This is a genomic window from Pseudomonas sp. YuFO8 (assembly GCF_035065025.1).
GTDB classification, from domain to species: domain Bacteria; phylum Pseudomonadota; class Gammaproteobacteria; order Pseudomonadales; family Pseudomonadaceae; genus Aquipseudomonas; species Aquipseudomonas putida_AE.
Window position 1 is genome coordinate 82,138 of the sequence record NZ_JAXDEQ010000020.1, and the last position, 24,640, is coordinate 106,777.

16 protein-coding genes are annotated in these 24,640 nt (G+C 61.9%); 9 read left to right on the top strand and 7 right to left on the bottom strand.

What is annotated here, in order from left to right; all coding sequences use genetic code 11:
- Window positions 1–60: 60 nt before the first annotated feature.
- The 3 genes from SOP95_RS18780 to SOP95_RS18790 form a co-directional block, all read right to left on the bottom strand.
- Window positions 61–1,731 carry an ATP-binding protein gene (locus SOP95_RS18780; protein WP_323607900.1) on the bottom strand — a complete coding sequence of 557 codons (1,671 nt, stop codon included), beginning with the start codon at window positions 1,729–1,731 and terminating at the stop codon, window positions 61–63.
- A complete protein-coding gene (locus SOP95_RS18785; protein ID WP_274075811.1) occupies window positions 1,728–3,230 on the bottom strand; it encodes an ATPase domain-containing protein in 1,503 nt (500 codons plus the stop codon). Before SOP95_RS18785 ends, SOP95_RS18780 begins: the two co-directional genes overlap by 4 nt.
- A gap of 240 nt (window positions 3,231–3,470) precedes the next feature.
- A complete protein-coding gene (locus SOP95_RS18790; RefSeq protein ID WP_274075810.1) occupies window positions 3,471–4,526 on the bottom strand; it encodes a tetratricopeptide repeat protein in 1,056 nt (351 codons plus the stop codon).
- A 147-nt stretch (window positions 4,527–4,673) separates the two neighbouring features.
- Here SOP95_RS18790 and SOP95_RS18795 point away from each other — a divergent pair, with 147 nt between their 5' ends.
- From SOP95_RS18795 to SOP95_RS18805, 3 genes are read left to right on the top strand one after another with little or no spacing between them, the layout of a single operon-like run.
- Complete coding sequence (locus SOP95_RS18795) at window positions 4,674–6,809, top strand: FUSC family protein (protein WP_323607901.1); 2,136 nt, start codon at window positions 4,674–4,676, stop codon at window positions 6,807–6,809.
- Entirely contained in the window at window positions 6,799–6,999 is a 201-nt protein-coding gene (locus SOP95_RS18800; RefSeq protein WP_274075808.1) for a DUF1656 domain-containing protein, read from the top strand. The genes SOP95_RS18795 and SOP95_RS18800 overlap by 11 nt, the downstream gene beginning before the upstream one ends.
- A gap of 4 nt (window positions 7,000–7,003) precedes the next feature.
- Entirely contained in the window at window positions 7,004–7,951 is a 948-nt protein-coding gene (locus SOP95_RS18805) for an efflux RND transporter periplasmic adaptor subunit (RefSeq protein ID WP_274075807.1), read from the top strand.
- Window positions 7,952–8,160: 209 nt separating this feature from the next.
- Here the strand turns inward: SOP95_RS18805 and SOP95_RS18810 are convergent, their stop codons facing one another.
- The 4 genes from SOP95_RS18810 to SOP95_RS18825 form a co-directional block, all read right to left on the bottom strand.
- Window positions 8,161–9,582, bottom strand: coding sequence for a TolC family protein (locus tag SOP95_RS18810; RefSeq protein WP_323607902.1), 1,422 nt, complete (start codon window positions 9,580–9,582; stop codon window positions 8,161–8,163).
- Entirely contained in the window at window positions 9,582–12,761 is a 3,180-nt protein-coding gene (locus tag SOP95_RS18815) for an efflux RND transporter permease subunit (RefSeq protein ID WP_323607903.1), read from the bottom strand. Before SOP95_RS18815 ends, SOP95_RS18810 begins: the two co-directional genes overlap by 1 nt.
- Window positions 12,762–12,776: 15 nt before the next feature.
- Window positions 12,777–14,030 (bottom strand): multidrug efflux RND transporter periplasmic adaptor subunit MexE, encoded by a 1,254-nt coding sequence (mexE, locus tag SOP95_RS18820; RefSeq protein ID WP_274075804.1) that lies wholly within the window; start codon window positions 14,028–14,030, stop codon window positions 12,777–12,779.
- A 338-nt stretch (window positions 14,031–14,368) separates the two neighbouring features.
- The gene (locus SOP95_RS18825; RefSeq protein WP_323607904.1) at window positions 14,369–15,307 is read right to left on the bottom strand and encodes a LysR family transcriptional regulator; all 939 of its coding nucleotides are present in this window, start codon (window positions 15,305–15,307) and stop codon (window positions 14,369–14,371) included.
- Window positions 15,308–15,432: 125 nt separating this feature from the next.
- Here SOP95_RS18825 and SOP95_RS18830 point away from each other — a divergent pair, with 125 nt between their 5' ends.
- The 6 genes from SOP95_RS18830 (at window position 15,433) to SOP95_RS18855 (ending at window position 24,572) form a co-directional block, all read left to right on the top strand.
- A complete protein-coding gene (locus tag SOP95_RS18830; RefSeq protein ID WP_323607905.1) occupies window positions 15,433–17,184 on the top strand; it encodes a DUF1302 domain-containing protein in 1,752 nt (583 codons plus the stop codon).
- Between the two features lie 28 nt (window positions 17,185–17,212).
- Window positions 17,213–18,574 (top strand): DUF1329 domain-containing protein, encoded by a 1,362-nt coding sequence (locus tag SOP95_RS18835; RefSeq protein WP_323607906.1) that lies wholly within the window; start codon window positions 17,213–17,215, stop codon window positions 18,572–18,574.
- 44 nt (window positions 18,575–18,618) lie between these two features.
- Window positions 18,619–19,923: an MFS transporter gene (locus SOP95_RS18840; RefSeq protein WP_323607907.1), complete on the top strand. Its 1,305-nt coding sequence runs from the start codon at window positions 18,619–18,621 to the stop codon at window positions 19,921–19,923.
- A 45-nt stretch (window positions 19,924–19,968) separates the two neighbouring features.
- Complete coding sequence (locus tag SOP95_RS18845; protein WP_323607908.1) at window positions 19,969–21,147, top strand: M20 aminoacylase family protein; 1,179 nt, start codon at window positions 19,969–19,971, stop codon at window positions 21,145–21,147.
- A 61-nt stretch (window positions 21,148–21,208) separates the two neighbouring features.
- Complete coding sequence (locus tag SOP95_RS18850) at window positions 21,209–22,621, top strand: amidase (protein WP_323607909.1); 1,413 nt, start codon at window positions 21,209–21,211, stop codon at window positions 22,619–22,621.
- Between the two features lie 49 nt (window positions 22,622–22,670).
- Window positions 22,671–24,572, top strand: coding sequence for an acyl-CoA synthetase (locus SOP95_RS18855; protein ID WP_323607910.1), 1,902 nt, complete (start codon window positions 22,671–22,673; stop codon window positions 24,570–24,572).
- Window positions 24,573–24,640: the final 68 nt, after the last annotated feature.

A 24,640-nucleotide genomic window follows, 5' to 3' on the forward strand; every position in this document is an offset into this window, starting at 1 on the left:
GATCAAAAGATCGCAGCCTGCGGCAGCTCCTACACAGGGAGTGGTGTGTTCTGAACGGGATCAGGCGCGAATCATCTCCTGCACCTTGGCCGTCAACAGGTCGAAGGTGAATGGCTTGGTGATCATCTGCATGCCCGGATCGAGGAACCCGCCGCGCACCGCCGCGTGCTCGGCATACCCGGTGATGAACAGGACCCTCAGGTCCGGCCGCAGCTGCCGGCCGATTTCCGCCAGTTGCCGACCATTCATGCCGGGCAGGCCGACGTCGCTGATCAACAGGTCGATACGCTGGGCCGAGTCGAGGATCGGCATCGCCGTGTCGGCATCGCAGGCCTCGACGAAGGCATAGCCCAAGTCGCCCAGCACGTTGCTGACCAATTGCCGCACCGCCGGATCGTCCTCGACGATCAGCACGGTCTCGCCGTTTTGCGCGTAGGGAGGATGTTCCGTGTCGATCGGCTGGTCCTCGGGCAGGTCTCCGCCAAAACGCGGCAGATACAGGTTAACCGTGGTGCCTGTGCCGACTTCGCTATGAATGGCGACATGCCCGCCCGATTGTTTGCTGAAGCCATAGATCATCGACAACCCGAGGCCGGTGCCCTGGCCAATGGGCTTGGTGGTAAAGAACGGATCGAAGGCTCGATTGATCGTACTTTGCGGCATGCCGCAGCCATTGTCGGTGACGCTCAGTACCACGTAGTCGCCGGGCTTGAGGTTGCCGTGGGGCTGGGTGAATTCGGCGTCCAGGTGGCGGTTGGAGGTCTGCACCAGCAGTTTTCCGCCATTGGGCATGGCGTCGCGGGCATTGATGACCAGGTTGAGCAGGGCGCTTTCCAGTTGATTGGGGTCGGCTTCGGCGACCCACAGCTGCTCGTCCAACTGCATGTCCAGGTGAATGCTTTCGTTGATGCTGCGCTGCAACAGTTCGCCCATGGACACCACCAGAGTGTTCATCTGCACGGGCTTGGAATCGAGCGACTGGCGCCGGGAAAACGCCAACAGCCGGTGGGTCAGGCTCGCGGCGCGGTTGGCCGAGGTCACGCCGAGGTCGATCAGGCTGTCGAGATCCTCGGTGCGCCCCCGGGCCAGGCGTCGGCGCAACAGTTCCAGGCTGCCGATGATGCCGGTCAGCATGTTGTTGAAGTCATGGGCGATGCCACCGGTGAGTTGGCCGACCGCTTCCATTTTTTGCGACTGACGCAACACTTCCTCGTTGTGGCGCAGTTGTGCGGTGCGCTCTTCGACCTGCTGCTCCAGGGTCTCGAGGGTGTTTTGCAGGCGCAGCTCGCTTTGGCTCAGGTCCACCAGCCGATCCCTGGCTTCATATTGTCGTCGGCGTCCGCGCAGGGCGGCGGCGACCATGCTGATCAAGGTTTCCGGGTGGAAGGGCCGTTCCAGGTACGTGACATTGCCCAGGAGGGGGCCAAAGCGTGACGCCGGATTTTGTTCCGGGCCACCGTGGTGGGTCAGCAGCACGATCGGCAAATCGGACCAGGCCGGTTGTTGCTCGATCAGCCCGAGCAGCGGCTCAAGGTCGCTGTGCAGCAAGGCTTCGCTGGACATGAGCAACAAGCCGGCGCCTTGCTCCAGTTCCTGGCAAAGCCCCGGCAGGTCGTTGCTGACGACTCCGGCGAAGCCTGCCTCGTTGAGCAGCATCATGGCGATCTGACTGTCGCGCCCGAGCGGTGCAAGAATGATCGCTCGCTCGGACGTCGCTTCATGGACGATCACGGGCTTTCATCCCCGAGCAGGGGATTGCTCGCGCCCAGGTAGGTTGGCACACCGCGCAACACGCCCTGGAAGGTTTCCAGCGGCTCGCCGATGGTCATGCCGTTGCCATTGATCTTGTATTCGCGGATGGTCGATTCATGGCTGCCGGTGCGTTTCTTGATGATCGAAATGGCTCGCCGTACCTTGCCCAGGGCTTCGAAATAGCGCAACAGGATGACCGTGTCGGCGAGGTAAGTGATGTCCACCGGGGCCTGCATGTCACCGACCAGGCCATGCTGGGCGACCGTCATGAAAGTCGCAGCGCCTTTGCGATTGAGGTACAGCAGCAGCTCGTGCATGTGCAGCACCAGGGCGTTTTCTTCGGGCATCGCCGCTTGATAGCCGTTGATGCTGTCGATCACCACGGTCTTGATGTCGCCCTCGTCGACGCAGCGCCGCACCCGATGGGAAAACTCGCCAGGTGAGAGTTCGGCAGCATCCACTTGCTCGATCAGCAAATTGCCGGTGTCTTGCAGCACTTTCAAGTCGATGCCGATGTTCTTCATGCGTGCGAACAGCAGGCCCAGTTCTTCATCGAAGATGAACAGGGCCGCTTTCTCGCCTCGGGAGACGGCAGCGGCGGCAAAAATCATCGAGATCAACGACTTGCCAGTGCCGGCCGGGCCGAGGATCAGCGTGCTTGAGCCGGTCTCGATACCGCCGCCGAGCAGCGCATCCATTTCGCGGATGCCGCTGGTCAATTGTTGGCGCAGGTAATCGCCCCGGTGCTCGGCGGCCACCAGGCGGGGGAACACGTGGACGCCATCGCCCATGATGGTGAAGTCGTGATAACCGCCGCGGTATTTCTGGCCACGGTACTTCACCACGCGAACCCGCCGGCGCTCGGCGCCATAGTTGGGCGTCAGCTCCTCCAGGCGAACCACCCCGTGGGCGACGCTGTGCACGGTCTTGTCCAGGGATTCGGTGGTCAGGTCGTCGAGCAGCAGCACAGTGGCCTCGTAGCGCACGAAGTAGTGCTTGATGGCGAGGATCTGCCGGCGGTAACGCAGCGAGCTTTGCGCCAGCAGGCGAATCTCGGAGAGGCTGTCGAGCACCACGCGGGTTGGCCTGACGCGTTCGACCACTTCAAAAATCTGTTTGGTGGCCTCACCCAGCTCCAGGTCCGAGGAGTACAGCAGCGATTGCTGGTGCTCGGCCGTCAGCAGGCTTTCGGGGGGCGTCAGTTCGAAGATATGGACATTGTCGTCCAGCTCCCAGCCATGGGAGCGCGCACCCTGGCGCAATTCGCGTTCGGTTTCCGACAGGGTGATGTACAACGAGCGCTCGCCGGCTTTGGCGCCGGCCAACAAAAAGTGCAGGGCGACCGTGGTCTTGCCGGTACCGGGTTCTCCCTCAAGCAAAAACACGTGGCCGCGGGACAGTCCGCCATTGAGGATGTCATCGAGACCATCAATCCCTGTGGCGGCTTTTACGCTGATCAACTCGTTGGATGTAGACAAAAAATGCCCTCTCATGACTAGGGGAAGCGAGGCAGCACGTAAAGCATAGCCGGCTACCTGTTCACTTGACCTTTGGCGGCAATGAGCGTTCAACTTTTTGTAAGGAGATGGCGTTGGGTGTTCGCAACCATTGTAGGAGCCGGCTTGCCGGCGAAGGCGATCTCAAGGACGCCTTCGCCGGTAAGCCGGGCTCCTACAGAAGCGCGCAGAAACATGGCATGGTGTTGTGTAACGGGTCTTCTAGAGCCCTTGCTGCAACGCTGGATCATCCGGATTCATCTGTTCCAGCTGCGCCAACAATATCTGCACGTTCTGCAACTGCCCGCTTTCCTTCCAGTAATTGATCAGCAGCACCCGTGCCCGACGATCGTTCGGATGCCGCTGAACGATTTCCTGCAGCTGTTTCTGCGCCGCTTCCAGCTCCTGTTCGTCATGCAGCATCGTGGCCAGGTCGTAGCGGTAATCCCTGTTGTTCGGCTCCAGCTCCACCGCCTTGGACAAACCCAGCAGGGCGAACTCGTTTTGGCCGTGATGCAGCAACCACATCCCCAGCGCATGTTGCAGATAGGCCGAATCGGGTTGGGCCTTGAGTTGTTTGGCCAACAGTTGGCGGGCGGCGTCGACCTGGCCCAGTTTGTCCAGGACCTCGATCTGCATCACCAGTGCCGGCAGGTTGTCTGGCGCAAGGCGCAAGGTATGCTCAAGGGCCTGCTGGGCCTCCTTGAATTCGGCATTGTGCAGGTACAACCGGGCCAGCTGATATTGGTTGTCGGCGCTTTCCGGGGCGCTTTTCAGTACCTGTTGCCAGGCATCGATGGCCTGCTCCAGCGGGCCAAAATACAGGCCAAGATCATCCGGCGACAAGCCCAGCAGCGCATTGACGGCAGCGAAGCGCACGCTCTGCTCGCCGTCATCGAGCAACGGCCCCAGCAACAGGCTGCGTTGACCGCTGGGCACCAGCCCGCTGATGCTCCTGATCGCCGCGACACGGACCTGCGGCGCCTCATTCTGCAAGTCTGCATCCGCCAGTTTCAGCGCCACGGAACTGGGGTAGTTGGGCAGTTCGGCATGCAGCCAGACGCGCCGCTTGGGCGAAATGTCCGGGCGGGCCAATTGCTGGTAGAGCACCCGCGCGGCCCCCGGTTGGCCATTGCGGGCCGCCGTCAGCGCTTCGCTGTAGCCGCGCTTGATCGCTTCGGGCACCACCGGGGCGCTGCTGCGCAGGAACATCCAGGCAAGGCCGACGGCAAACAGGACACAGAGGCTGATGAGCAGATAGCGGCGGGACTGGGGCATGCAGAATCCGGAAGCTGGCAGGCTTGGGCAAAGCTGTCAGCTTCGGTCAGGCACGGCCTGGAGTCAAACCCTGACTGCGATACTCAAACCTGTCGAGACTGCGCCGCAGTGACTACGCTTGCTGGATTGGACTGGACAGGCGTGCCCATGCAAGCGCTGTTGTTATACTTCAAGGCAATGCTCAACCCCGGGCGCGGCGTGCTGCTGTTCGCCCTGCGCACCATCGCGGCCGGGCTGTTGACCCTGTACCTGGCGTTCGTATTCGATCTCGAGCAGCCCAAGTGGTCGATCATGGCCGTGGTCATCATCAGCCAACCCTTGGCCGGCATGGTGCTGGCGCGCAGTTTCGGCCAGGTCATCGGCACCACCCTGGGGGCGGCGGTGGCCGTGGTGATCATGGCGATCTTCCCCCAGGCGCCGCTGCCTTTCCTCATCACCTTGTCCCTGTGGCTGGCGCTGTGCACCGCCGGTGGCACCTTGTTGCGCTACACCAGCTCCCAGGCTTTTGTCCTCAGCGGCTACACGGCGGTGGTCGTGGGCCTGCTGGCGGTCCCCGACCAGGACGGCACCTTCATGCTCGCCGTTACCCGCGTGACCGAGACGCTGCTGGCGGTGGCCTGCGTCTGCGTCGTCAGCCTGCTGACCGCGCGCCCGGAGGCGGTGGCCAAGGAGTATTTCGACAGGATCGATCAGGTTATCAAGCTGCTGGCAACCCATGCCAGTGCCGTCATCCGCACCGAGGAAAGCGAGGCAGACTTTCACCGTCGGCAAATGCAGCTGCTGGGGCAGATCAGTGCGCTGGAGGGGGTACGCCGGCATCTGTATTACGACGCGCCGCGACTGCGCAGCGCCGACGACCTGGTGCAATTGCTCGGCAACCAACTGTTGCTGCTGACCGCCCGACTCACCGCCTTGCGCCACCAGCGCGAGTTGCTGCTGGAGCGCTGGGAAGGCGAGATCCCGAGCGAAATACAGCATTTGCTCGGCGAAGAACTGGTGTTCCTCGATGAACTGGCCCGCCAGGGACGTGCGCTGCCGGCTGAGCAGCGGCGCCAGTTTGCAGCGTTGCAGCAGCGTTTCGATGCGCTGGCCTACCGGTCCGAGCAACTGACCGAGCCTTTGAAGGCGACCTTGCGCTCACTGTCCTGGTCATTGCGTTGGGAACAGGCGCGAATGCTCGAGCAGCTTGAAACGATTCTGGAACTGAGCGACGTGATCCAGAGCGGACGCAAGGCCAGCAGCGTGTTTCGCGGCCAGGCCAATCCGCTGCACCTGGATTTCACCCTGGCGACGATGAACGCCATCCGCGCCTGGTGCGCCCTGATGGTCGCCGGCCTGATCTGGATCGAAACCGGTTGGGACGGGGCGCGGGGCGGGATGGTGGTGACGGGGATCCTGTGCTCGCTGATGGCGACGTTTCCCCGGCCGTTGCTGGCTGTGCAGAGCTATGCCCGGGGGCTGGGCCTGGCGCTGGTGGTGTCGTCGGTGCTGCAGTTCGCGCTGGTGCCGATGATCAGCAGTTTCGAACTGCTGGCCCTGCTGCTGGTGCCGTTGCTCTATGCCGTCGCGGTGGGGTTGTCCAGCCCGCCGACCACGGGCACGGGGATTGGCCTGGGGTTGACGACTTTCCTGTTGCTGGGCCCGGCAAACACCGGTCTGGGGCAAAACACCGCGATCCAGTGGTTCGAGTTTGCCGGTGCCTACACCTGCGCCGCCGCGCTGGCATTGAGTGTGTATGCCTTGATCTTTCCGTTCCGGCCGGTCCTGCGCCTGCGCCGGTTGCATCAGGAGAATTGCGAGCAGGTCTACGCGTTGTTGAAATCCCCGCCCACCGATAAAAACCAGTTCGCCTTCGAAAGCCGCATCGTCGACCGCCTGACCACGATGCTCGGCCTGCTGCCGGCCATCCAGGACAAGCCAACGAGGGACCTGTTCGAAGTCAGTCTCGGTTGCATGGCGTTGGGCATCGCCTTGAACCAGCTCCGGCAGCAGGGGCAGGGCAACGCGCTGCTGAGTCCCGAGACGCAGGGTCGACTGTCCGCCACCGTGCGCGAAACCGGTCGGCTGGTCGCCGGGCGGCCCGGCATCGACGTCGATCGCGTGCTCGACAGCCTGCACGGCCTGGGCGATGAACTGGACGCGCTGCACTGCAGTGTCCATGAACACCTGTGGTCAGTGTTTCGCATGCGCGTGGCCCTGTTGATCGTGGTGTCGTTCCTCGAACGCCACCGTGCCCACTTTGAGCCCGAACCCTCGCCAGGAGTACCTGAACTTGCCCATTGATGTGGAAATAGGCGGCGTCTACCTGCCGCCGATCGCCCAGGCGCTATTGCTGGGGCTGCCGATTTTCCTGGTGCTGGACTGGCTGCTGCGGCGCCTCGGTGTGTTGCAGTTCGTCTGGCATGAAGCCTTGTTCGAAGGCGCGTTGTACGCCTGCGTGTGCGCGACGCTGATCCTGGTGATGGGAGCCTGATGCCGTGAAGAAGATCCTTGCCCATCTCACCACGCTGGCGGTGGTACTACTGGCCTTCGTGCTCGGCTGGTTTGCCTGGGAGCATTACACCCGCGCCCCCTGGACCCGCGACGCACGGGTGCGGGCTGATGTGGTGACCCTGTCCGCCGATGTCGCCGGACGCATCGTCAAACTTGCCGTGCACGATAACCAGCATGTGGAGAAGGGCCAGTTGCTGCTGGAAATCGATCCCTCGCGTTATGCCCTGGCGGTGGAACACGGCAAGCGCGCGGTGGAAGTGTCGAAGGCCTCGTTGGGGCAGTCGCAGGCGACCATTGTCGCCAGCCAGGCGTTGCTCAGGCAGCGGCAAAGCGAGGAGCGTCGCCGGCGGACGCTCAAGGAGCGTTCGGCGATCTCCGGCGAAGAGTGGGAAAAAGCCAGTACCGATGTGGCGGTGGCCGAGGCTGATCTGCTGCGCAACCAGGCCAACCTGGGGTTTGCCCAGGCCAATGTGCAACTGGCGAGCGCCGCATTGGCCGAAGCCGAACACGACCTGGAACGCACCCGGGTCGAATCGCCCATCAGCGGCTACGTTACCAACCTGCTGACCCGCCAGGGCGACTACGCCACCGCAGGCGGTCCCTTGGTGGCACTGGTAGACAGCGATTCGTTTTATGTCAGCGGCTACTTCGAAGAAACCAAGCTGCCGCGCATCGAGGAGGGTGATCGGGTCGACATCGAGTTGATGAGCGGCGAACGTTTCGGTGGCACCGTGCAAAGCATCGCCTTCGCCATCGCCGACCGGGAAAACCTGCCGGGTGGACGCTTGCTGGCGAACATCAACCCCAGCTACACCTGGGTCAAGCTGGCGCAACGGGTCCCGGTAAGGATCAGGATCGATGATGACTATGCCGGTAAAGCGAAATTACGGGCGGGAACAACAGCGACCGTCACCGTCCAGGAACACCACTAACCCTGTAGGAGCTGGCTTGCCAGCGAATGCGGTGGTTCAGTCACCTCAATGGTGAATGTGCCTCCGTCTTTGCTGGCAAGCCAGCTCCTACAGGGGGTGTTGTGGATTCAACACCGCGCAAGCAAAAAAAAGCCCCGCGACCGAATGAGACGCGGGGCCAAAAAATTGGTTGGTTGCGGCCAACCAAAGGAGCTCTGTAGAAAATCGTGTTACTTGCTGGCGACCGTCTCCGGCTGCCAGCCACCGCCAAGGGCCTTGTAGATCGCGACAATGCCGCGGTACAGGTCGACTTCAGCCTGGGCCTGGGTGTCTTCCGCGGCCAGGCGCTCACGCTGGGCATCGAGCAGCACGAGGAAGTCGGCGGTGCCTTCGCGGTAGCGGATCTCGGCGAGGTCGGCAGCCGAGCGGCTCGATTCGCTTTGACGGATCAGCGAAATCAGCCGCTGCTGACGTTTACCGTAATCGCTGAAGGCGTTTTCCGACTCTTCCAGGGCCAGCAAGACTTGCTGCTCGTAAGTGGCGAGAGCGCCTTCGGCATCGGCATCGGCGCCGCGCAAACGGGCGCGCACGCTGCCCAGATCAAAGGCCGCCCAAGTGATGCTCGGGCCCAGTGCCCAGGCATTGGCCGCCGAGGAACCGATCTGCGAGCCACGCCCGGCGGTAAAACCAAGGAAGCCACTGAGGCTGACGCGCGGGAACAGATCCGCCTTGGCCACACCGATCCGTGCCGTGGCCGATGCGAGTTGGCGTTCGGCACTGCGAATGTCCGGACGGCGTTGCAGCAGTTCGCCCGGATCTCCGATCGGCAGGGCCTTGGCAATGGCCGGCAAGTCCTTCGGACGCAAGTCGACCGTGAGCTTGTCCGGACGCTCACCCAGCAGGGTCGCGATGCGGTTTTTCTGCCGCACCTGCTCGGCCTGCAATTGCGGCACGCTGGCTTCGACCGAGGCCAGGCGCGCGTCGGCGCGTTCCACGTCGAGCTGATCGCCGACGCCGGCATCGCGCAGGCTGATGGTGATCTTGCGCGACTCCTGCTGGTTCTGCAGGTTGGCCAGGGCGATTTTCTCACGCAGCTGCGCACCCCGCAGTTGGCCGTAGGCATCGACCAATTCGGCAATCATGGTCACTTGCAGTTGGTACAGGTCGGCTTCGAACGCCTGTTGCTCGGCGTTGGCCGATTCCAGGTTGCGCTGGATGCGGCCAAACAGGTCGATCTCCCAGGCCATGTCCAGGCCCAGGTCGTAGCGCTCCTGATTGACCCGGTCGGTGGTCTCGCCCGGAATCTGCCCTTTGCCAATGTCACTGCTGACGCGGCTGGTGATGGTCGGCATGGCGTCATTGCTAACGTCATCGCGAATCGCCCGTGCCGCTTTCCAGCGGGCAAACGCGACGCGCAAGTCGCGGTTGCCTTTCAGGGACTCCGTCACCAACTGGTTGAGCGTCGGGTCTTCGAACTGCTGCCACCAGATACCTTCGAATCGCGAGCGGTCGAAGTTCTTCTGGCCGGCAGCGCCGTCGGTGGCCGTGGTGATGTGGGCCGGTTCAGTGGCTGGGGTCTGGTAGTCCGGGCCCACGGCACAGGCGCTCAGCGCCAATGCCAGCAGGCTCGGCAGGAAAGCTTTCAAACTCATCAGTGCGACTCCAGCTTCAAGTTGGCCTTGGCTGCTTTGCGCGCTTGGCCGCGTTCGACAAAGTTGCGAATCAGTACGTAGAACACCGGCGTCAGCAACAGACCGAAGAAGGTCACCCCGAGCATCCCGGAGAACACCGCCACACCCATGGCGTGACGCATCTCGGCACCGGCACCGCTGGAGAACACCAGAGGCACTACACCCATAATGAAGGCGAACGAGGTCATCAGGATCGGCCGCAGACGCAGGCGGCAGGCTTCCAGGACCGCGGCCAGCGGGTTCATGCCTTCGAGCTGTTTATCCTTGGCAAACTCGACGATCAGGATCGCGTTCTTACACGCAAGCCCCACCAGTACGATCAAGCCGATCTGGGTGAAGATGTTGTTGTCGCCGCCCGAAGCAATCACCCCGGTAATCGCCGACAGCAGGGTCATCGGCACGATCAGGATCACCGCCAGTGGCAGGCTCCAGCTTTCGTACTGCGCCGCGAGCACCAGGAACGCCAACAGTACGCAGAGCGGGAACACGAACAGCGCGGTGTTGCCGGACAGGATCTGCTGGTAGGTCAGGTCGGTCCATTCGTAGGTCATGCCGTTAGGCAGTTCTTCCTTGAGCAGTTTCTCGATGGCTTTTTCCGCCTGGCCGGAGCTGTAGCCGGGGGCTGCGGCACCGTTGATTTCCGCGGTGACGAAACCGTTGTAATGGGAGACGCGATCCGGGCCCGAGGTGTCGCTGACCTTGATGAAGGTCGCCAACGGGATCATCTCGCCCTTGTTGTTGCGCACTTTCAACTGGCCGATCTGGTCGGACTCGAGACGGAACTGCTGCTCAGCCTGGACGTTGACCTGATAGGTGCGGCCGAAGCGGTTGAAGTCGTTGGCATACAGCGAACCCAGGTAGATCTGCAGGGTGTCGAAGATGTCGCTGACGGCCACGCCGTGGGTCTTGGCTTTTTCCCGGTCGATGGCGGCATCGACCTGCGGCACGTTCACCGTGTAGCTGGTGAACAGGCCCGCCAGTTCCGGAACACTGTGGCTCTTGGCGATGATGTTCATGGTTTCCTTGTACAGCTCTTCGTAGCCCAGGTTGCCCCGGTCTTCGATCTGCAGGCGGAAACCACCGATGGTGCCCAGGCCTTGTACCGGCGGCGGCGGGAAGATCGCCATGTAGGCTTCCTGGATGTCCGCGTACTGGCCGTTCAAGGCACCGGCAATCGCACCGGCGGACATGCTCGGGTCTTTACGCTCATCGAACGGTTTCAAGGTCACGAACACGATGCCGGCGTTCGGGCTGTTGGTGAAACCGTTGATCGACAGGCCAGGGAAGGCCACTGCGCTTTCCACACCTGGCTGTTTCAGGGCCAGGTCGGACATGCGCTTGATCACGTCTTCGGTGCGGTCCAGGCTCGAGGCATCCGGCAGTTGCGCGAAGGCCACCAGGTATTGCTTGTCCTGGCCGGGTACGAAACCGGTCGGGGTGCTGGAGAAACCGAAGAAGGTCAGCACCATCAGGCCGGCGTACAGCAGCAGGGCGATGCCGCTCGAGCGGATAACCCGGGCAACGGTGCCGACATAACCATGGCTGGCCTTTTCAAAGAAGCGGTTGAACGGACGGAACAACCAGCCGCCAAACAGCTTGTCCAGGACCTTGGAGAAACGGTCTTTCGGTGCGTCATGGCCTTTGAGCAACACGGCAGCCAGGGCCGGCGACAGGGTCAGGGAGTTGAAGGCCGAGATCACCGTCGAAATGGCAATGGTCAGGGCGAACTGCTTGTAGAACTGCCCGGTCAACCCGGAGATGAACGCGGCCGGTACAAACACCGCACAGAGCACCAGCGCCGTGGCAATGATCGGGCCGGTCACCTCACGCATGGCGCGCTTGGTGGCTTCCACCGGCGTGAGTCCAAGTTCGATGTTGCGCTCGACGTTCTCCACCACCACGATCGCATCGTCCACCACGATACCGATCGCCAGTACCAGGCCGAACAGCGACAGGGCGTTCAACGAGAAGCCGAACAGATGCATCACGGCAAAGGTACCGATCAGCGAGACCGGCACCGCCACCAACGGAATGATCGAGGCGCGCCAGGTCTGCAGGAACAGGATCACGACCAGGACCACCAGGATCAGCGCTTCGAACAGGGTGTGAACCACCGCCTCGATGGAGCCGCGCACGAAGATGGTCGGGTCATAGACGATGCTGAAGTCCATGCCTTCGGGGAAGCCCTTCTTCAGTTCGGCCATTTTCGCCCGGACTTCATTGGAGATCTCGATGGCGTTGGAGCCAGGGCGCTGGAAGATCGGGATCGCCACCGCCGGCTGGTTGTTCAGCAGGGAACGCAAGGCGTACTGGCTGGAACCCAGTTCGACGCGGGCGATGTCCTTGAGGCGAGTGATTTCACCGTTTTCGCCAGAGCGAATGATGATGTTCTCGAACTCTTCTTCACTGACCAGACGGCCCTGGGTGTTGACCGACAACTGGAAGCTTTGCGCATTCGGGGCAGGGGGCGCGCCCAGTGCACCCGCGGCCACTTGACGGTTCTGCTCACGAATGGCTGTTACAACATCAGTTGCAGTCAGGTTGCGCGAAGCGGTCTTGTTCGGATCGAGCCAGACACGCAGCGAATAGTCGCCCATGCCGAACAGCTGCACATCACCGACACCGCCCAGGCGCGCCAGCTCATCCTTGATGTTGAGGATCGCGTAGTTGGACAGGTACAGCATGTCGTAGCGTTTGTCCGGCGAGGTCAAGTGCACCACCATCGTCAGGTCGGGCGACGCCTTGTCCACGGTGATACCGATGCGCGTCACTTCCTCGGGAAGTTTCGGCTCGGTGCGGGTCACGCGGTTCTGCACCTGTACCTGAGCGTTGTCCAGGTCCGTGCCCAACGCGAAGGTGATGGTCAGGGTGATCTTGCCGTCGGCGGTCGACTGCGAGGACATGTACAGCATGTTCTCGACGCCGGTGATCGCCTGCTCCAGGGGAGCGGCGACGGTTTCACCAATGACTTTCGGGTTGGCACCCGGGAAGTTGGCGCGCACCACCACGGTCGGCGGTACCACTTCCGGGTATTCGCTGATCGGCAATTGGAACAGCGAGATCGCACCGGCGATCAGGATCAGCAGCGACAGCACCGCTGCGAAGATCGGCCGTGAAATGAAGAATTGGGAAAAATTCATCGGAGTCGTTATCCCTTAACCGCGTGGAGTCGCGGCAGCCACTTTCACAACCGTACCCGGCGCGACCTTGGCAGGCGCGACTTGGGGCAGGTTGCTGGCTTCCAGCGCTTGTCGTTGTTGGGCCAGGGCCGCGAGGGTTTGCTCGGTGGCCATCGGGATCACTTCAGGGGTGACCGGCGAGCCCGGGCGTACCCGCTGCAGGCCCTTGACGATGATGGTGTCGTCCTTGTTCAGGCCGTTGCGCACGATGCGCAGGCCTTCGATTTTCGGACCCAGCTCCACGGCGCGATAAGCCGTCTTGTTGTCGGCATCCATCACCAGCACGAATTTCTTGCCCAGGTCCGTACCCACCGCCTCATCGTTGATCAGCATGGCGTTGTAGGTGCCGCTGCCCACCAGTTTCAGGCGCGCGTAAAGGCCCGGGGTGTAGCTGCCGTCGCTGTTGTCGAACACGGCGCGACCGCGGATGGTGCCGGTTTTCGGGTTGACCTGGTTGTCGACGAAGTTCATCACACCCTGGTGCGGGTTGCCGTCTTCGTTGGACAGGCCCATGTACACCGGGGTGGTGGCGCCGCGTTTGCCCTGGCGGGCGAGCTGGGTGTACTTGAGGAACACACGCTCGTCGGCATCGAAGTAGGCGTAGACCTTGTCGGTGGAGACCACACTGGTCAGCGGGGTGGTATCGGCAGTCACCAGGTTGCCGGCAGTAATTTCCGCACGGCTGACGCGACCGCTGATGGGCGCGGTGACACGGGTGAAGCTCAGGTTCAGTTTGGCCAGGTCGAGCTGTGCTTGCAGGGCACCAACGGCGGCCCGGGCTTCCTGGGCAGCGCTGGTCCGCGAGTCGGCCAATTCGGCGGAAATCGCATTGCTGGTGCGCAGGCGTTCGCCGCGCTGGGCTTCGTTTTCGCTGCGAGTGGCGTTGGCGCGGGACTGGGCGACCAGCGCTTCGAGGCGACGGACCTCAGCCTGGAACGGACGCGGGTCGATCTGGAACAGCAGGTCGCCTTTCTTGACCAGGGCGCCTTCGGTGAAGGCCACTTCATCGATCTGGCCCGAGACCCGTGGACGAATCTCCACGGTTTCCGGTGCTTCGAGGCGTCCGGTGAATTCGTCCCACTCGTTGACCGGTTGCTCCAGCACCTTGGCCACGCTGACCTTGGCTGCGGGCAGGCTGGCGGCAGTCTCTGGCGCCTTGCCGCAGGCGCTCATCACCACGACGGCCAACAGGGCCAACGGCAAGCGCAAATGTTTGAATGACTGTTCCATGGATGCATCCGCCAATGTATTAAGATTGGCGAATGATGCTCGGCAGGGTGGTATCGCACGAATCGAATGGGGCGAAGGTAACTATCATTCGGAATGATAGGAGAGGCCTGGGCAGCTCTCTAGCCTGCGCCTTGCGTCAGGAGGCAATCAACCCGGTTGATGGAAATTGTGTGTTTCCGGATTCGCAATGGTCCCCTGTACCAATCCCCTCACGACTGTACCCGATCTACTGTAGGAGCGAGCTTGCTCGCGATGGAGGTCAACGATGACGCGGGTCGCCTGACCCCCCGCGGTGATCTCAGGTTTTTCGCGAGCAATCGAGCGTCGACCGGCTGCTCCTACACGGAGCTCAATCTATGGGCATCCTCAACAATCAGATCGACCGCCAATTGAGCGATGGGCGCAAGCGTTCGCCCCGCATGGCACACCACGGCGTTCCTGATCGTCAGCAAATCCGCCGGCCAGCCCGGCTGTATGAAAGGCATCAGGTCCACCAGGCGGCCGTCGCGCAGGTCCTTGTCGAGCCAGGAGCGCCAGGTCATCAGCAGCGAATCACTGGTGAGTGTGGTTTCGCGCAGCAGATCCAGATCGTTTGAGCTGAGTGTCCAGGGCAGCAGGGTGCCTGGCTCCAGGTCGAACAAGGCGTACACCGATGCCTCGGTGGAGGCGACGACACCGCTCCACGGATACTCCAGGATCTGTGCACGTGAAACCGGTTGGCGCTGTTGCGCCAAGGGGTGGTCGCGACGGCAGAAGATCGACGCCGGTTGCGGCGGCAGATGAGTAATGGACAAGCGCGGATCAAACTCCTGATCAGCCCTTAAGGTTGCCACCACAAACTCCAGCCGATTGGTTTCCAGCTGATGGGACAGATGCTCCCAGAAGTTGACCTGGACGTTCAACACCAGCCGGGGGATTTCCTGCCTTAGCTTGACCAGCACGCTGGTCGTGTTGAGGTTGGCGGCCATGGGGGTCACGCCAAAACTCAACTCCCCACCTTCCGCGCCGGACAGGTCATTGGCCTGCGCCAACATCTTACTGGCACAACTGAGCAGCTCATGAGCCCGCCCGATCAGTTGCTGTCCCGCAGTGGTGAGCCGCACCGTGCGCGTATCCCGATCGAACAACCGAACCCCCAGATCCGCCTCCAGCGACTGAATGCTGCGGCTGAAGGCAGTCTGTGACAAGTGCGCTCGCGCGGCCGCCCGGGAGAAGTGCAGTTCTTCACTCAGGTAGACCAGATGGCGAACCCGTTTCAAATCGATTGAGTCGTTCATTGCATAAATAGCCGCTCACCTTTGCATTGGACACTCTTATCACGCTGCCAGAAGATTCACCAGCGCCAACATCGCCCGGCAGGCCACAGGCACTGCCAGTAATAATAAAAACGATGGGAAAGCTTATGGCAGACCAGTTCCAGTTCGATCGGCTTCAGTCTTTGACCTTGACCACGCTCCTTGCGGTCGGTGTTTGCACCCAGGCCCAGGCCGTCGCTTTCAACGTCGGCGAAGTCCAGGGGCATTTCGATTCTTCGTTATCCATCGGCACCAGTTGGGCGCTGCGCAATGCAGACCCGAGTTTCGTCGGTACCTGGAATGGCGGTCACGCCTCCAGCCAAAGTGCTGACGATGGCCGCATGAACTTTCGCAAGGGTGAAACCTTTTCGAAGATCTTCAAGGGTGTGCACGACCTGCAACTCAGCTATGGCGAAACCGGTGTGTTCCTGCGGGGCAAGTACTGGTACGACTTCGAACTCAAGGATGAAACCCGGCGTTACCTGCAGATCAGCGACGACAATCGCAAAGAAGCGGCCAAGTCGTCCGGCGCGCAAGTGCTCGACGCCTTCGTCTACCACAACTACTTCATTGCCGATCAGCCGGGGAATGCGCGGTTGGGCAAGCAAGTGGTCAGTTGGGGGGAGAGCACCTTCATCGGCAACGGCATCAACGTGATCAACCCCACGGATGTCGCCGCGTTTCGCCGGCCGGGCGCGGAGATCAAAGAGGGGCTGATCCCCGTCAACATGGTGTATGTGTCTCAGGGCCTGGGCGAGAGCCTGTCTGCCGAGGTTTTCTATCAACTGGAGTGGGATCAGACGGTTGTCGACAACTGCGGCACGTTCTTCGGCTCGGACGTGCTGGCAGACGGCTGTGACACCCGCATGGGCTTTTCGCCACCCTCGGACCCCAACGGCCAGTACCACTTCACCCGCCGCAGTGATCGTGACGCTCGTGACAGCGGCCAGTTCGGTATTGCCCTGCGCTGGCAAGTCGAGGCGCTGGACAACACCGAGTTCGGCGCCTATGCGCTGAACTATCACAGCCGCGCGCCTTACATGGGTGGCAAGGTGGGGGTGAGCCCCTTTGCCATCAAGCCGGGCACCCATGCGGCGACGGCTGAGTACTTTCTCGAGTACCCGGAGGATATCCGGCTTTACGGCCTGAGCTTTTCGACGACGGCAGGGGCGATCGCCGTGGCGGGCGAAATCAGCTACCGGCCCAACATGCCGTTGGCCCTCAACAGTAGCGATGTGACCATTTCTGCGCTCGCCGGCTCGATGGCGGCGGCCCTCGGCAGCCCGATTTTTACCAGCGGGTTCGCCCAGCCCCGGCCCGGCGAGGAATTCCACGGCTATGTGCGCAAGCCGGTGAGCCAGGCTCAAGTAACCGTCACACAATTTTTCGATCAGGTGTTGGCGGCCGAGCGGCTGACCCTGGTTTCCGAAGTTGGCTTCAACCATCTGGGCGATATCGACGGCAGCGCCCTGCGATTCGGACGCGACAGCATCTTTGGTAACGGCGAACTGCCCGATAACCGTAATTGCACGACCATCGCCAACCCGGTCAACCCGCAAAACTGCGACGACAAAGGTTTCTACACCGCCAATTCATGGGGCTACCGGGCCCGCGCCAATCTCGATTACCCGAATGTGTTCGCCGGGGTGAATCTCAAGCCCAGCGTGGCCTGGTCCCACGATGTGGACGGGTACGGACCCAACTTCAACGAGGGCAGCAAGGCCGTCAGCGTGGGACTCGATGCCGACCTCAGGAATACCTACAGCGCGAGCCTCTCGTACACCGATTTTTTCGATGGCACCTACAACACTTCGACGGATCGCGACTTCGTTGCGCTCAGCGTCGGCGTGAGCTTTTGAACCCGCAATCAGAACAGGGAAGCAAGTGATGAGATTTTCGAACTCGGTTTTTCATGGCGGTGCGTTCACCTTACTGTTCAGTACCTGCGCGTTGGCGGCGGTCCCGCCCGAGGAAGCCGCCAAGCTGGGCACCACATTGACCCCGATAGGGGCCGAGCGGGGCGCCAATGCCGATGGCTCGATACCAGCCTGGGCTGGGGGATTGCCGAAAAACGCCGCGGCCATCGACAGTAAAGGCTTCCTGGCTGATCCCTTCGCCAACGAGCGTCCGTTATTCACCATTACCGCGCAGAGCGCTGACCAGTACAAAAACCGCTTGTCCCCAGGCCAACTGGCCATGTTCAAGCGCTACCCCGAATACACGATGAACGTGTATCCCACCCACCGTAGCGCCAACGTGCCGCCGGGCATCGTCGAGGCCGCGCAAAAAAATGCCCTGAATACCCGCTTGGTCGCCGGCGGCAATGGCCTGGAGAACTTCACCAAGGCGTTTCCATTCCCCATTCCCAAGGACGGCCTTGAAGTGATCTGGAATCACCTCGCTCGCTATCGTGGCGACAGCATGAAGCGCCAGATGGTGCAGATTGTCCCGGACGTCAGGGGTGTCGGGACACCGGTGACCTTCGACCATCAATACGTACTGCGTGAAAGCCTGGCCGATTACGACCCGTCCCAAGCGAGCAATGTGCTGTTCTACAACAAGCAGACGGTGACCGCCCCGGCGCGCCTTGCGGGTAACGTCGAACTGGTCCACGAGACCCTCGATCAGGTCAGGGAACCTCGCCAAGCCTGGATCTACAACGCCGGGCAACGCCGTGTACGCCGGGCACCGCAGGTGGCCTATGACGGGCCGGCCGCCAGCACCGATGGCCAGCGCGTGGTGGACAACTACGACATGTTCAACGGTGCCCCGGACCGCTACGACTGGCAATTGGTGGGCAAACAGGAGCTGTTCATTCCCTACAACAGCTACAAGCTCGACGCTCCCACGCTCAAATACGCCGACATCACCAAAGCCGGCCATATCGATCAGGCGCTGGCGCGTTATGAGCTTCACCGCGTATGGCATGTGGTCGCGACGTTGAAACCGGGCCAGCGCCACGTGTACGCCAAGCGCGACTTCTACATCGACGAAGACTCGTGGCAGGCCGCCGTCATCGATCACTACGACGGGCGCAACACCCTGTGGCGCGTCGCCGAAGCCCATCAGCAGTCCTACTACAACCACCAGGTGCCGTTCTACACCGCCGAGACCTTGAATGACATGGTCAGCGGCAGGTACCTGGTGTTGGGCCTGAAAAATGAAGAGAAGAGCAGCTTCCAGTTTGACGTCAAGGCGGTGGAGGCCGAGTTCACCCCGAATGCCTTGCGCCAGGCCGGGGTGCGTTGAGCCTGCGTGTTTTTTGTCACTCGCCACTTTTTTGGGACGTATTCATGAAAAGCACATCGGCTCCTTCCTCGTCGTTTGATTACGCACCCGCAGACCTTGCCGCACCGCCTAGCGGCAAGATGCGCCGTGTGGTGGTGGCTTCGTCACTGGGCAACGGCCTGGAGATCTACGACTTCACCGTCTACAGTTTTTTCGCCGTGATCATCGGCCAGCTGTTTTTCCCGGCCAACTCGACCCTGGCATCCTTGATGATGTCGCTGGTGACGTTCGCCCTGGGATTTCTGGTCAGGCCCCTGGGAGCGGTAGTGATCGGGCGCTTTGCCGACCGCTACGGACGCAAGCAAGCCTTGTCCCTGACCATCAGCCTGATGACCGTTGGCACAGGCATCATCGCGTTTGCGCCGACGTATTCCAGCATCGGGATCTTCGCCACTTTGTTGCTGGTGTTGGGGCGCTTGCTGCAGGGCTTTTCCGCCGGCGGTGAAGTGGGGGCGGCGTCGGCTTTTCTCATGGAGTCCGGGCGCACTGACAATCGCTGCTTCATGGTCAGTTGGCAGGGGGCCAGTCAAGGAGCCGCTGCCTTGCTGGGTGCACTGACCGGGCTGGTGCTGACCACTGTCCTGTCCCAGGAGGCGCTGCACAGCTGGGGCTGGCGAGTGCCGTTCATCATCGGTTTGCTGATCGGCCCAGTGGGTTGGTACATCCGCAAGCACCTGGATGAAACCCACGAGAAGATCGACCACCCACAGCCATTTCGCGACTTCGTGAAAACCCATGCCAGGACGTTGGGGCTGGGCATGTTGCTGATGGCAAGTTCCACGGTAACCTCCTACGTGGTGGTGTTCTACATGCCGACGTACCTGACCCGGACCTTGCACTACCCCGGCAATTTCGCCTACGCGTTGGTGGCCTTGGCCTGTGTGCTGCTGGCCGTCATTCCGCCCCTGGCGTCGCGCTTCGCCGATCGCCTGCTGCGGCGCAAGCCGTTGTTGTACTGGTTGGGCGGCTTGCAACTGGTGTTCGCCTATCCGGCCTTCATGTTGCTCGACCAGCAAAACACCCTGCTGTGCCTGCTTGCCGTGGTGCTGCTGATTGCGCCAATGGCCGCCGGTGGCGGTGCAGGCCTGGCGCTGATGATGGAAGCCTTTCCCCGAGATGAGCGAGTCACGGGCCTGTCGATCGTCTACAGCTTCGGCGTGACCTTGTTCGGCGGATTTTCTCCGTTGATCGTGACCTGGCTGATTGCTGTGACGGGCAGCGCGCTCGTCCCTGCCTGGTATCTGTGCGCCGCCATCGTGTTGAGTGGTGTAGCGCTGTGGTTCTACCCCGAACACCCCGGGCGTGCCTGAGCACGCCGTTTCTTCTGCCCTGAATCCAAGAACAAGGAATGCGCCATGAACCAAGCCCTTCTGCAAACCCGACTGCACGCCAGCACCGAACGTTTTGTCTCGATTCGCCGCGATATTCACGCCCAGCCTGAACTCGGGCAAAACACCCGCGACACTGCCGCGCTGGTGGCGGGCCTCCTTGAAGACTGGGGTTACGAGGTGCATACCCACATCGGCGGCAGTGGTGTGGTAGGGGTGCTGCGCCGAGGCAACGGCACGAAAACCCTGGGCCTGCGGGCGGACATGGATGCCTTGCCGATCCTGGAAAGAAACGGACTGCCCTGGGCCAGCCGGCGCGAGGGCGTCATGCACGCCTGTGGCCACGATGGACATACCGCAACCCTGTTGGCCGCCGCCGAGCAACTGGCGTTGCACGCGCAGTTCGACGGCACCCTGAACCTGATTTTCCAGCCAGACGAAGAAGGCTTGACCGGGGCCAAGGCCATGATGGAAGACGGGCTCTTCCGCCGTTTTCCCTGTGATGCGGTGTATGCCTTTCACAACATGCCGGGGTTTCCCGTGGGGCAGGCGATCATCAAGAGCGGCGCCGTCATGGCTTCATCCGAGCGTGTTTGCATCACGCTCACCGGACGCGGCGGGCACGGGGCGATGCCGGAGCGCAGCATTGACCCGATTCCGGCGTTGGCCGGCATTATCAGCGCCCTGCAAACCGTGGTCTCGCGCAACATCGGGGTCAACGATTCGGCGGTCGTCAGTATTGGCCAGGTGCATGCCGGGACCGCAGTCAACATCATCCCGGAGACGGCCACGCTGGAGTTGAGCGTGCGCACGCTCGACCCCCAGTTGCGTGATTTCGTCGAGCAAAGGATTCGCACCCTGGTCGAATGCCAGGCCGCTTCGTTCGGTGTGACGGCGACGATCGATTACCAGTTGCTGGCGCCGGTCCTGGTGAACACGGTCACCGAGACACAACACCTGCTCAATGCGGCCCGGTCAGCGCTGGGCAGTGCCAATATCATGGACGCAGTCGGACTCAAGGCCATGGGCAGTGAAGACTTCGCCTGGATGCTGCACGAAGTGCCTGGCTGCTACTTCGGACTGGGCAACGGCACCGGTGAGTTCAATGGCTGCTCGGTGCATAACGATCATTATGACTTCAACGATGAGTTGATTCCGTTGGGGGCTGCCTGCTGGGTGGCGCTGGTCGAAGATTACCTGTCCTGACATCACTGACTGGCGAGGGCAGGGGGCTGTCCCCCTGCTGCGCAACACAAGGATCATTGCCATGACACAGGCTACTGCCATTGCGGACATGAGCGCCGTCGAGCTGCTCGCGCATTACCGTGCCAAACGACTGTCGCCGGTGGAGGTTGCCGAAGACACACTGGCCCGCATCGAGCGCTTCAATCCGCAGGTTAACGCGTATTGCTACACCGATCCGAAAGGCGCACTCGAGGCGGCACGCGGTGCCGAACAACGCTGGCTCAAGGGTGAGCCTTGCGGTGCCCTGGACGGTTTGCCCATTTCGATAAAGGAGTTGACGGCCACCTGTGGCATGCCCACCCGCAAAGCATCGTTGCTGATTGGCGAGGAAGGGCCGTGGGATGTCGACGCGCCCATCACCGGCTTTCTACGTGAAGCAGGCGCCGTCATCGTGGGCAAGACCACCAGCCCTGAGTTCGGCTGGAAAGGTGTGACCGACAGCCCGATCTACGGCATTACACGCAACCCCTGGGACACCCGCATGACCTCGGGTGGCTCTTCGGGTGGCGCGGCTGTCGCGGCCTCGCTCAATCTGGGTGTGTTGCACCAGGGCAGCGACGCAGGTGGCTCGATTCGCATACCCAGCAGTTTCACCGGCACCTTCGGCTTCAAGCCGACATTTGGCTATATTCCCCAGTGGCCGGCCAGCGCCACCACCCTGGTGTCCCACCTGGGACCCATGACCCGCACCGTAGAGGATGCGGTGCTGTTCCTGCAGACCGTCGCTCGTCCTGATCCGAGAGATGCCCTGTTGGGGGCTCCACGGCATACGCCATGGTTAGCGCAAAACACCGACCTGCGTGGCCTGCGCATCGCCTACAGTGCGGATTTCGGCTATGTGGACGTCGATCCACAGGTGGCGCGAGTGGTCGATCAGGCGGTTGAAAGGCTGGCGCAATTGGGCGCACAGGTCGAGGCGGTCGATCCAGGCTTCAGTAACCCGTTTGAACTGTTCAAGACGGTGGTCCATGCGGGTTCCGTCGGTTTGGCCGGGCAACTGAGCGAGGCCCAGAAGCACTTGCTCGACCCGGGCCTGCTGCGCTTTACCGAACAATGCCAACACACCACCCTGGCGCATTTCACCGCCGCCCAGCAAGCACGTGCCGAGCTGATGGCGCACATGAACGCCTTTCACGCCCGTTACGATCTGCTGGTGTGCCCGATGATGCCGATTACCGCATTCGAGGCCGGTCACGATGTACCGCCAGGCTCCGGGCTTGATGACTGGATGAAGTGGTCGCCCTTCAGCTATCCCTTCAACCTGACCCAGCAACCTGCCGCTTCAGTGCCCTGTGGGTTTTCCAGCGAAGGTTTGCCCATCGGGTTACAGGTGGTTGGCGCGCGGTTTAACGATGATCAGGTGCTGCGGGTATGCCGGGCCTTTGAACAGGCGTTTCCAACCACGCATCCGCCGGCGCCAATAATCAGGAACTGACCTAAGCTGGCTGACACCTGCGGACCTTCTTTGACGGAACGACAAGACCATGACTGCACCCGTATCTCTCGCCCGGCTGATTGATATCGAAGCCCTGGAACAACAACAGCCACTGGCACAGCGCGACCTGCCTTCCAGCACCTATGAACTGTTGCAACGTTCGGCACGCCGCTACGCCGAGCTGCCCGCCCTGAGCTTTTTGCCGACCGGCAGTATCGAGGACCAGCCCTGGACTATCAGTTACGCCGAGCTGTTCGCCAAGGTCACGCAAACCGCCAATGCCCTGCATCGCCTGGGTGTGCGTCCAGGCAAGGCGGTGTCCTTCCTGCTACCCAACCTGCCACACACCCACTTTGTCATCTGGGGTGGCGAAGCGGCCGGGATCGTCAATGCCATCAATCCGCTGCTGGAGCCGCAACACATCGCCGAACTGATCCGCGCTTCCAATACCACGGTGCTGGTCACCCTGGCGCCGTTCCCCGGTACTGACCTGTGGCAGAAGGTCGCCACGTTGCGCGAGAGCCTGCCAGAGCTGGCGACTATCGTGACCGTCGATCTGGCGAACCTGCTGCCAGAGCCGCAACGCAGTGCCGTGAAGGCCCAGCGCCCGGCCATGCCGGAAGGTGTGCTGGACTTCGACGAACTGCTGGCTGCCTGCCCCGATGACCATCTGGAAAGCGCGCGAGTGATCCGCCCGGACGACATCGCCTCCTACTTCCACACGGGCGGCACCACGGGTACGCCGAAGCTGGCACCCCACAGCCATGCAAACGAGGTGGCGATGGCCGAGATCATTGGCCTGCACGGTCGCTATGTGCCCGATGACGTGCTGCTATGCGGGTTGCCGTTGTTTCATGTCAATGGGGTGATGGTCTCCGGGCTCGCCGTCTTTGCCTATGGCGCCCAAGTCTTGCTCGCCGGTCCGCAGGGCTATCGCAATCCGACCCTCATCAAGGATTTCTGGAAGCTGGTGGAGCGATACCGGGTCAGCAGTTTCAGCGGCGTCCCTACCATCTATGCGGCACTGGCCCAGATCCCCAACGACGGCATCGATGTCTCGAGCTTGCGCTTTGCCCTGTGCGGGGCGGCCCCCATGCCCGTGGAACTGATCCGTCAGTTCGAATCCCGCACGGGACTGAAAATCATCGAAGGCTACGGCTTGACCGAAGGCACCTGCGCCACAGCGTGCAACCCCAGCGACGGAGAGCGCCGGCCCGGCTCCATTGGCCTGCGCCTGCCGTATTGCCAGGTCAAGATCGTCGTGCTCGATGGTGACGGCCATTACCTGCGTGACGCCGCGACGGATGAGGCCGGCACCTTGTGCCTGCGCGGCCCCACGGTATTCAAGGGCTACCTGCAAGCGGACAAGAACCAGGGTCTGTGGCTCGACGGCGACTGGTTCAACACCGGCGACCTGGGGCGCATCGACCAGGATGGCTACATCTGGCTGACCGGTCGCAGCAAGGACCTGATCATCCGCGGCGGCCACAACATCGACCCGCAGGTGATCGAGGAAGCCCTGCATCACCACCCCTCGGTCGCGCTGGCCGCTGCGGTGGGCAAGCCTGACATCAAGGCCGGCGAGCTGCCGGTGGTCTACGTCCAGCTCAAGGCCGGTGAGCAGGTGGGCGAAGCCGAGTTGATGGAGCACGCCATACAACACATTCACGAGCGTGCCGCGCTCCCCAAGAATATCTGGCTGATCGACCAGATCCCGTTGACGGCCGTGGGCAAGACCTTCAAGCCCGCCTTGCGCCTGGATGCGATCCGCCGGGTGTTCGAGGAGGAGGTCTGGCAGGTGGCAGCCGATGGCCAGGTGGAAGTGCTTAGTGATGATCGCCATGGGCAGCGGGTGGATATTCGAGTGGCTGGTCTGGATGCTGGGCAGCGCGAACAGCTGGAGCAACGGCTTGGAGGCTACTCCTTGCACTATGTGCTGCATTCGGCGTGAGCCATTCGGCAGGGTGAACCCCAAAGTAATATTAATTCCTGAATTCTGTGGTTTATCCGGTTCATTTG

What these genes read in the sequence shown, in the direction of transcription:
- SOP95_RS18845 (WP_323607908.1), top strand. Translation starts at nt 19,969, where the DNA reads ATGAACCAAGCCCTTCTGCAAACCCGACTGCACGCCAGCACCGAACGT.
- SOP95_RS18825 (WP_323607904.1), bottom strand. Translation starts at nt 15,307, where the DNA reads ATGAACGACTCAATCGATTTGAAACGGGTTCGCCATCTGGTCTACCTG.
- SOP95_RS18815 (WP_323607903.1), bottom strand. Translation starts at nt 12,761, where the DNA reads ATGAATTTTTCCCAATTCTTCATTTCACGGCCGATCTTCGCAGCGGTG.
- SOP95_RS18835 (WP_323607906.1), top strand. Translation starts at nt 17,213, where the DNA reads ATGAGATTTTCGAACTCGGTTTTTCATGGCGGTGCGTTCACCTTACTG.
- SOP95_RS18850 (WP_323607909.1), top strand. Translation starts at nt 21,209, where the DNA reads ATGACACAGGCTACTGCCATTGCGGACATGAGCGCCGTCGAGCTGCTC.
- SOP95_RS18840 (WP_323607907.1), top strand. Translation starts at nt 18,619, where the DNA reads ATGAAAAGCACATCGGCTCCTTCCTCGTCGTTTGATTACGCACCCGCA.
- SOP95_RS18810 (WP_323607902.1), bottom strand. Translation starts at nt 9,582, where the DNA reads ATGAGTTTGAAAGCTTTCCTGCCGAGCCTGCTGGCATTGGCGCTGAGC.
- SOP95_RS18855 (WP_323607910.1), top strand. Translation starts at nt 22,671, where the DNA reads ATGACTGCACCCGTATCTCTCGCCCGGCTGATTGATATCGAAGCCCTG.
- SOP95_RS18795 (WP_323607901.1), top strand. Translation starts at nt 4,674, where the DNA reads ATGCAAGCGCTGTTGTTATACTTCAAGGCAATGCTCAACCCCGGGCGC.
- SOP95_RS18790 (WP_274075810.1), bottom strand. Translation starts at nt 4,526, where the DNA reads ATGCCCCAGTCCCGCCGCTATCTGCTCATCAGCCTCTGTGTCCTGTTT.
- SOP95_RS18830 (WP_323607905.1), top strand. Translation starts at nt 15,433, where the DNA reads ATGGCAGACCAGTTCCAGTTCGATCGGCTTCAGTCTTTGACCTTGACC.
- mexE (WP_274075804.1), bottom strand. Translation starts at nt 14,030, where the DNA reads ATGGAACAGTCATTCAAACATTTGCGCTTGCCGTTGGCCCTGTTGGCC.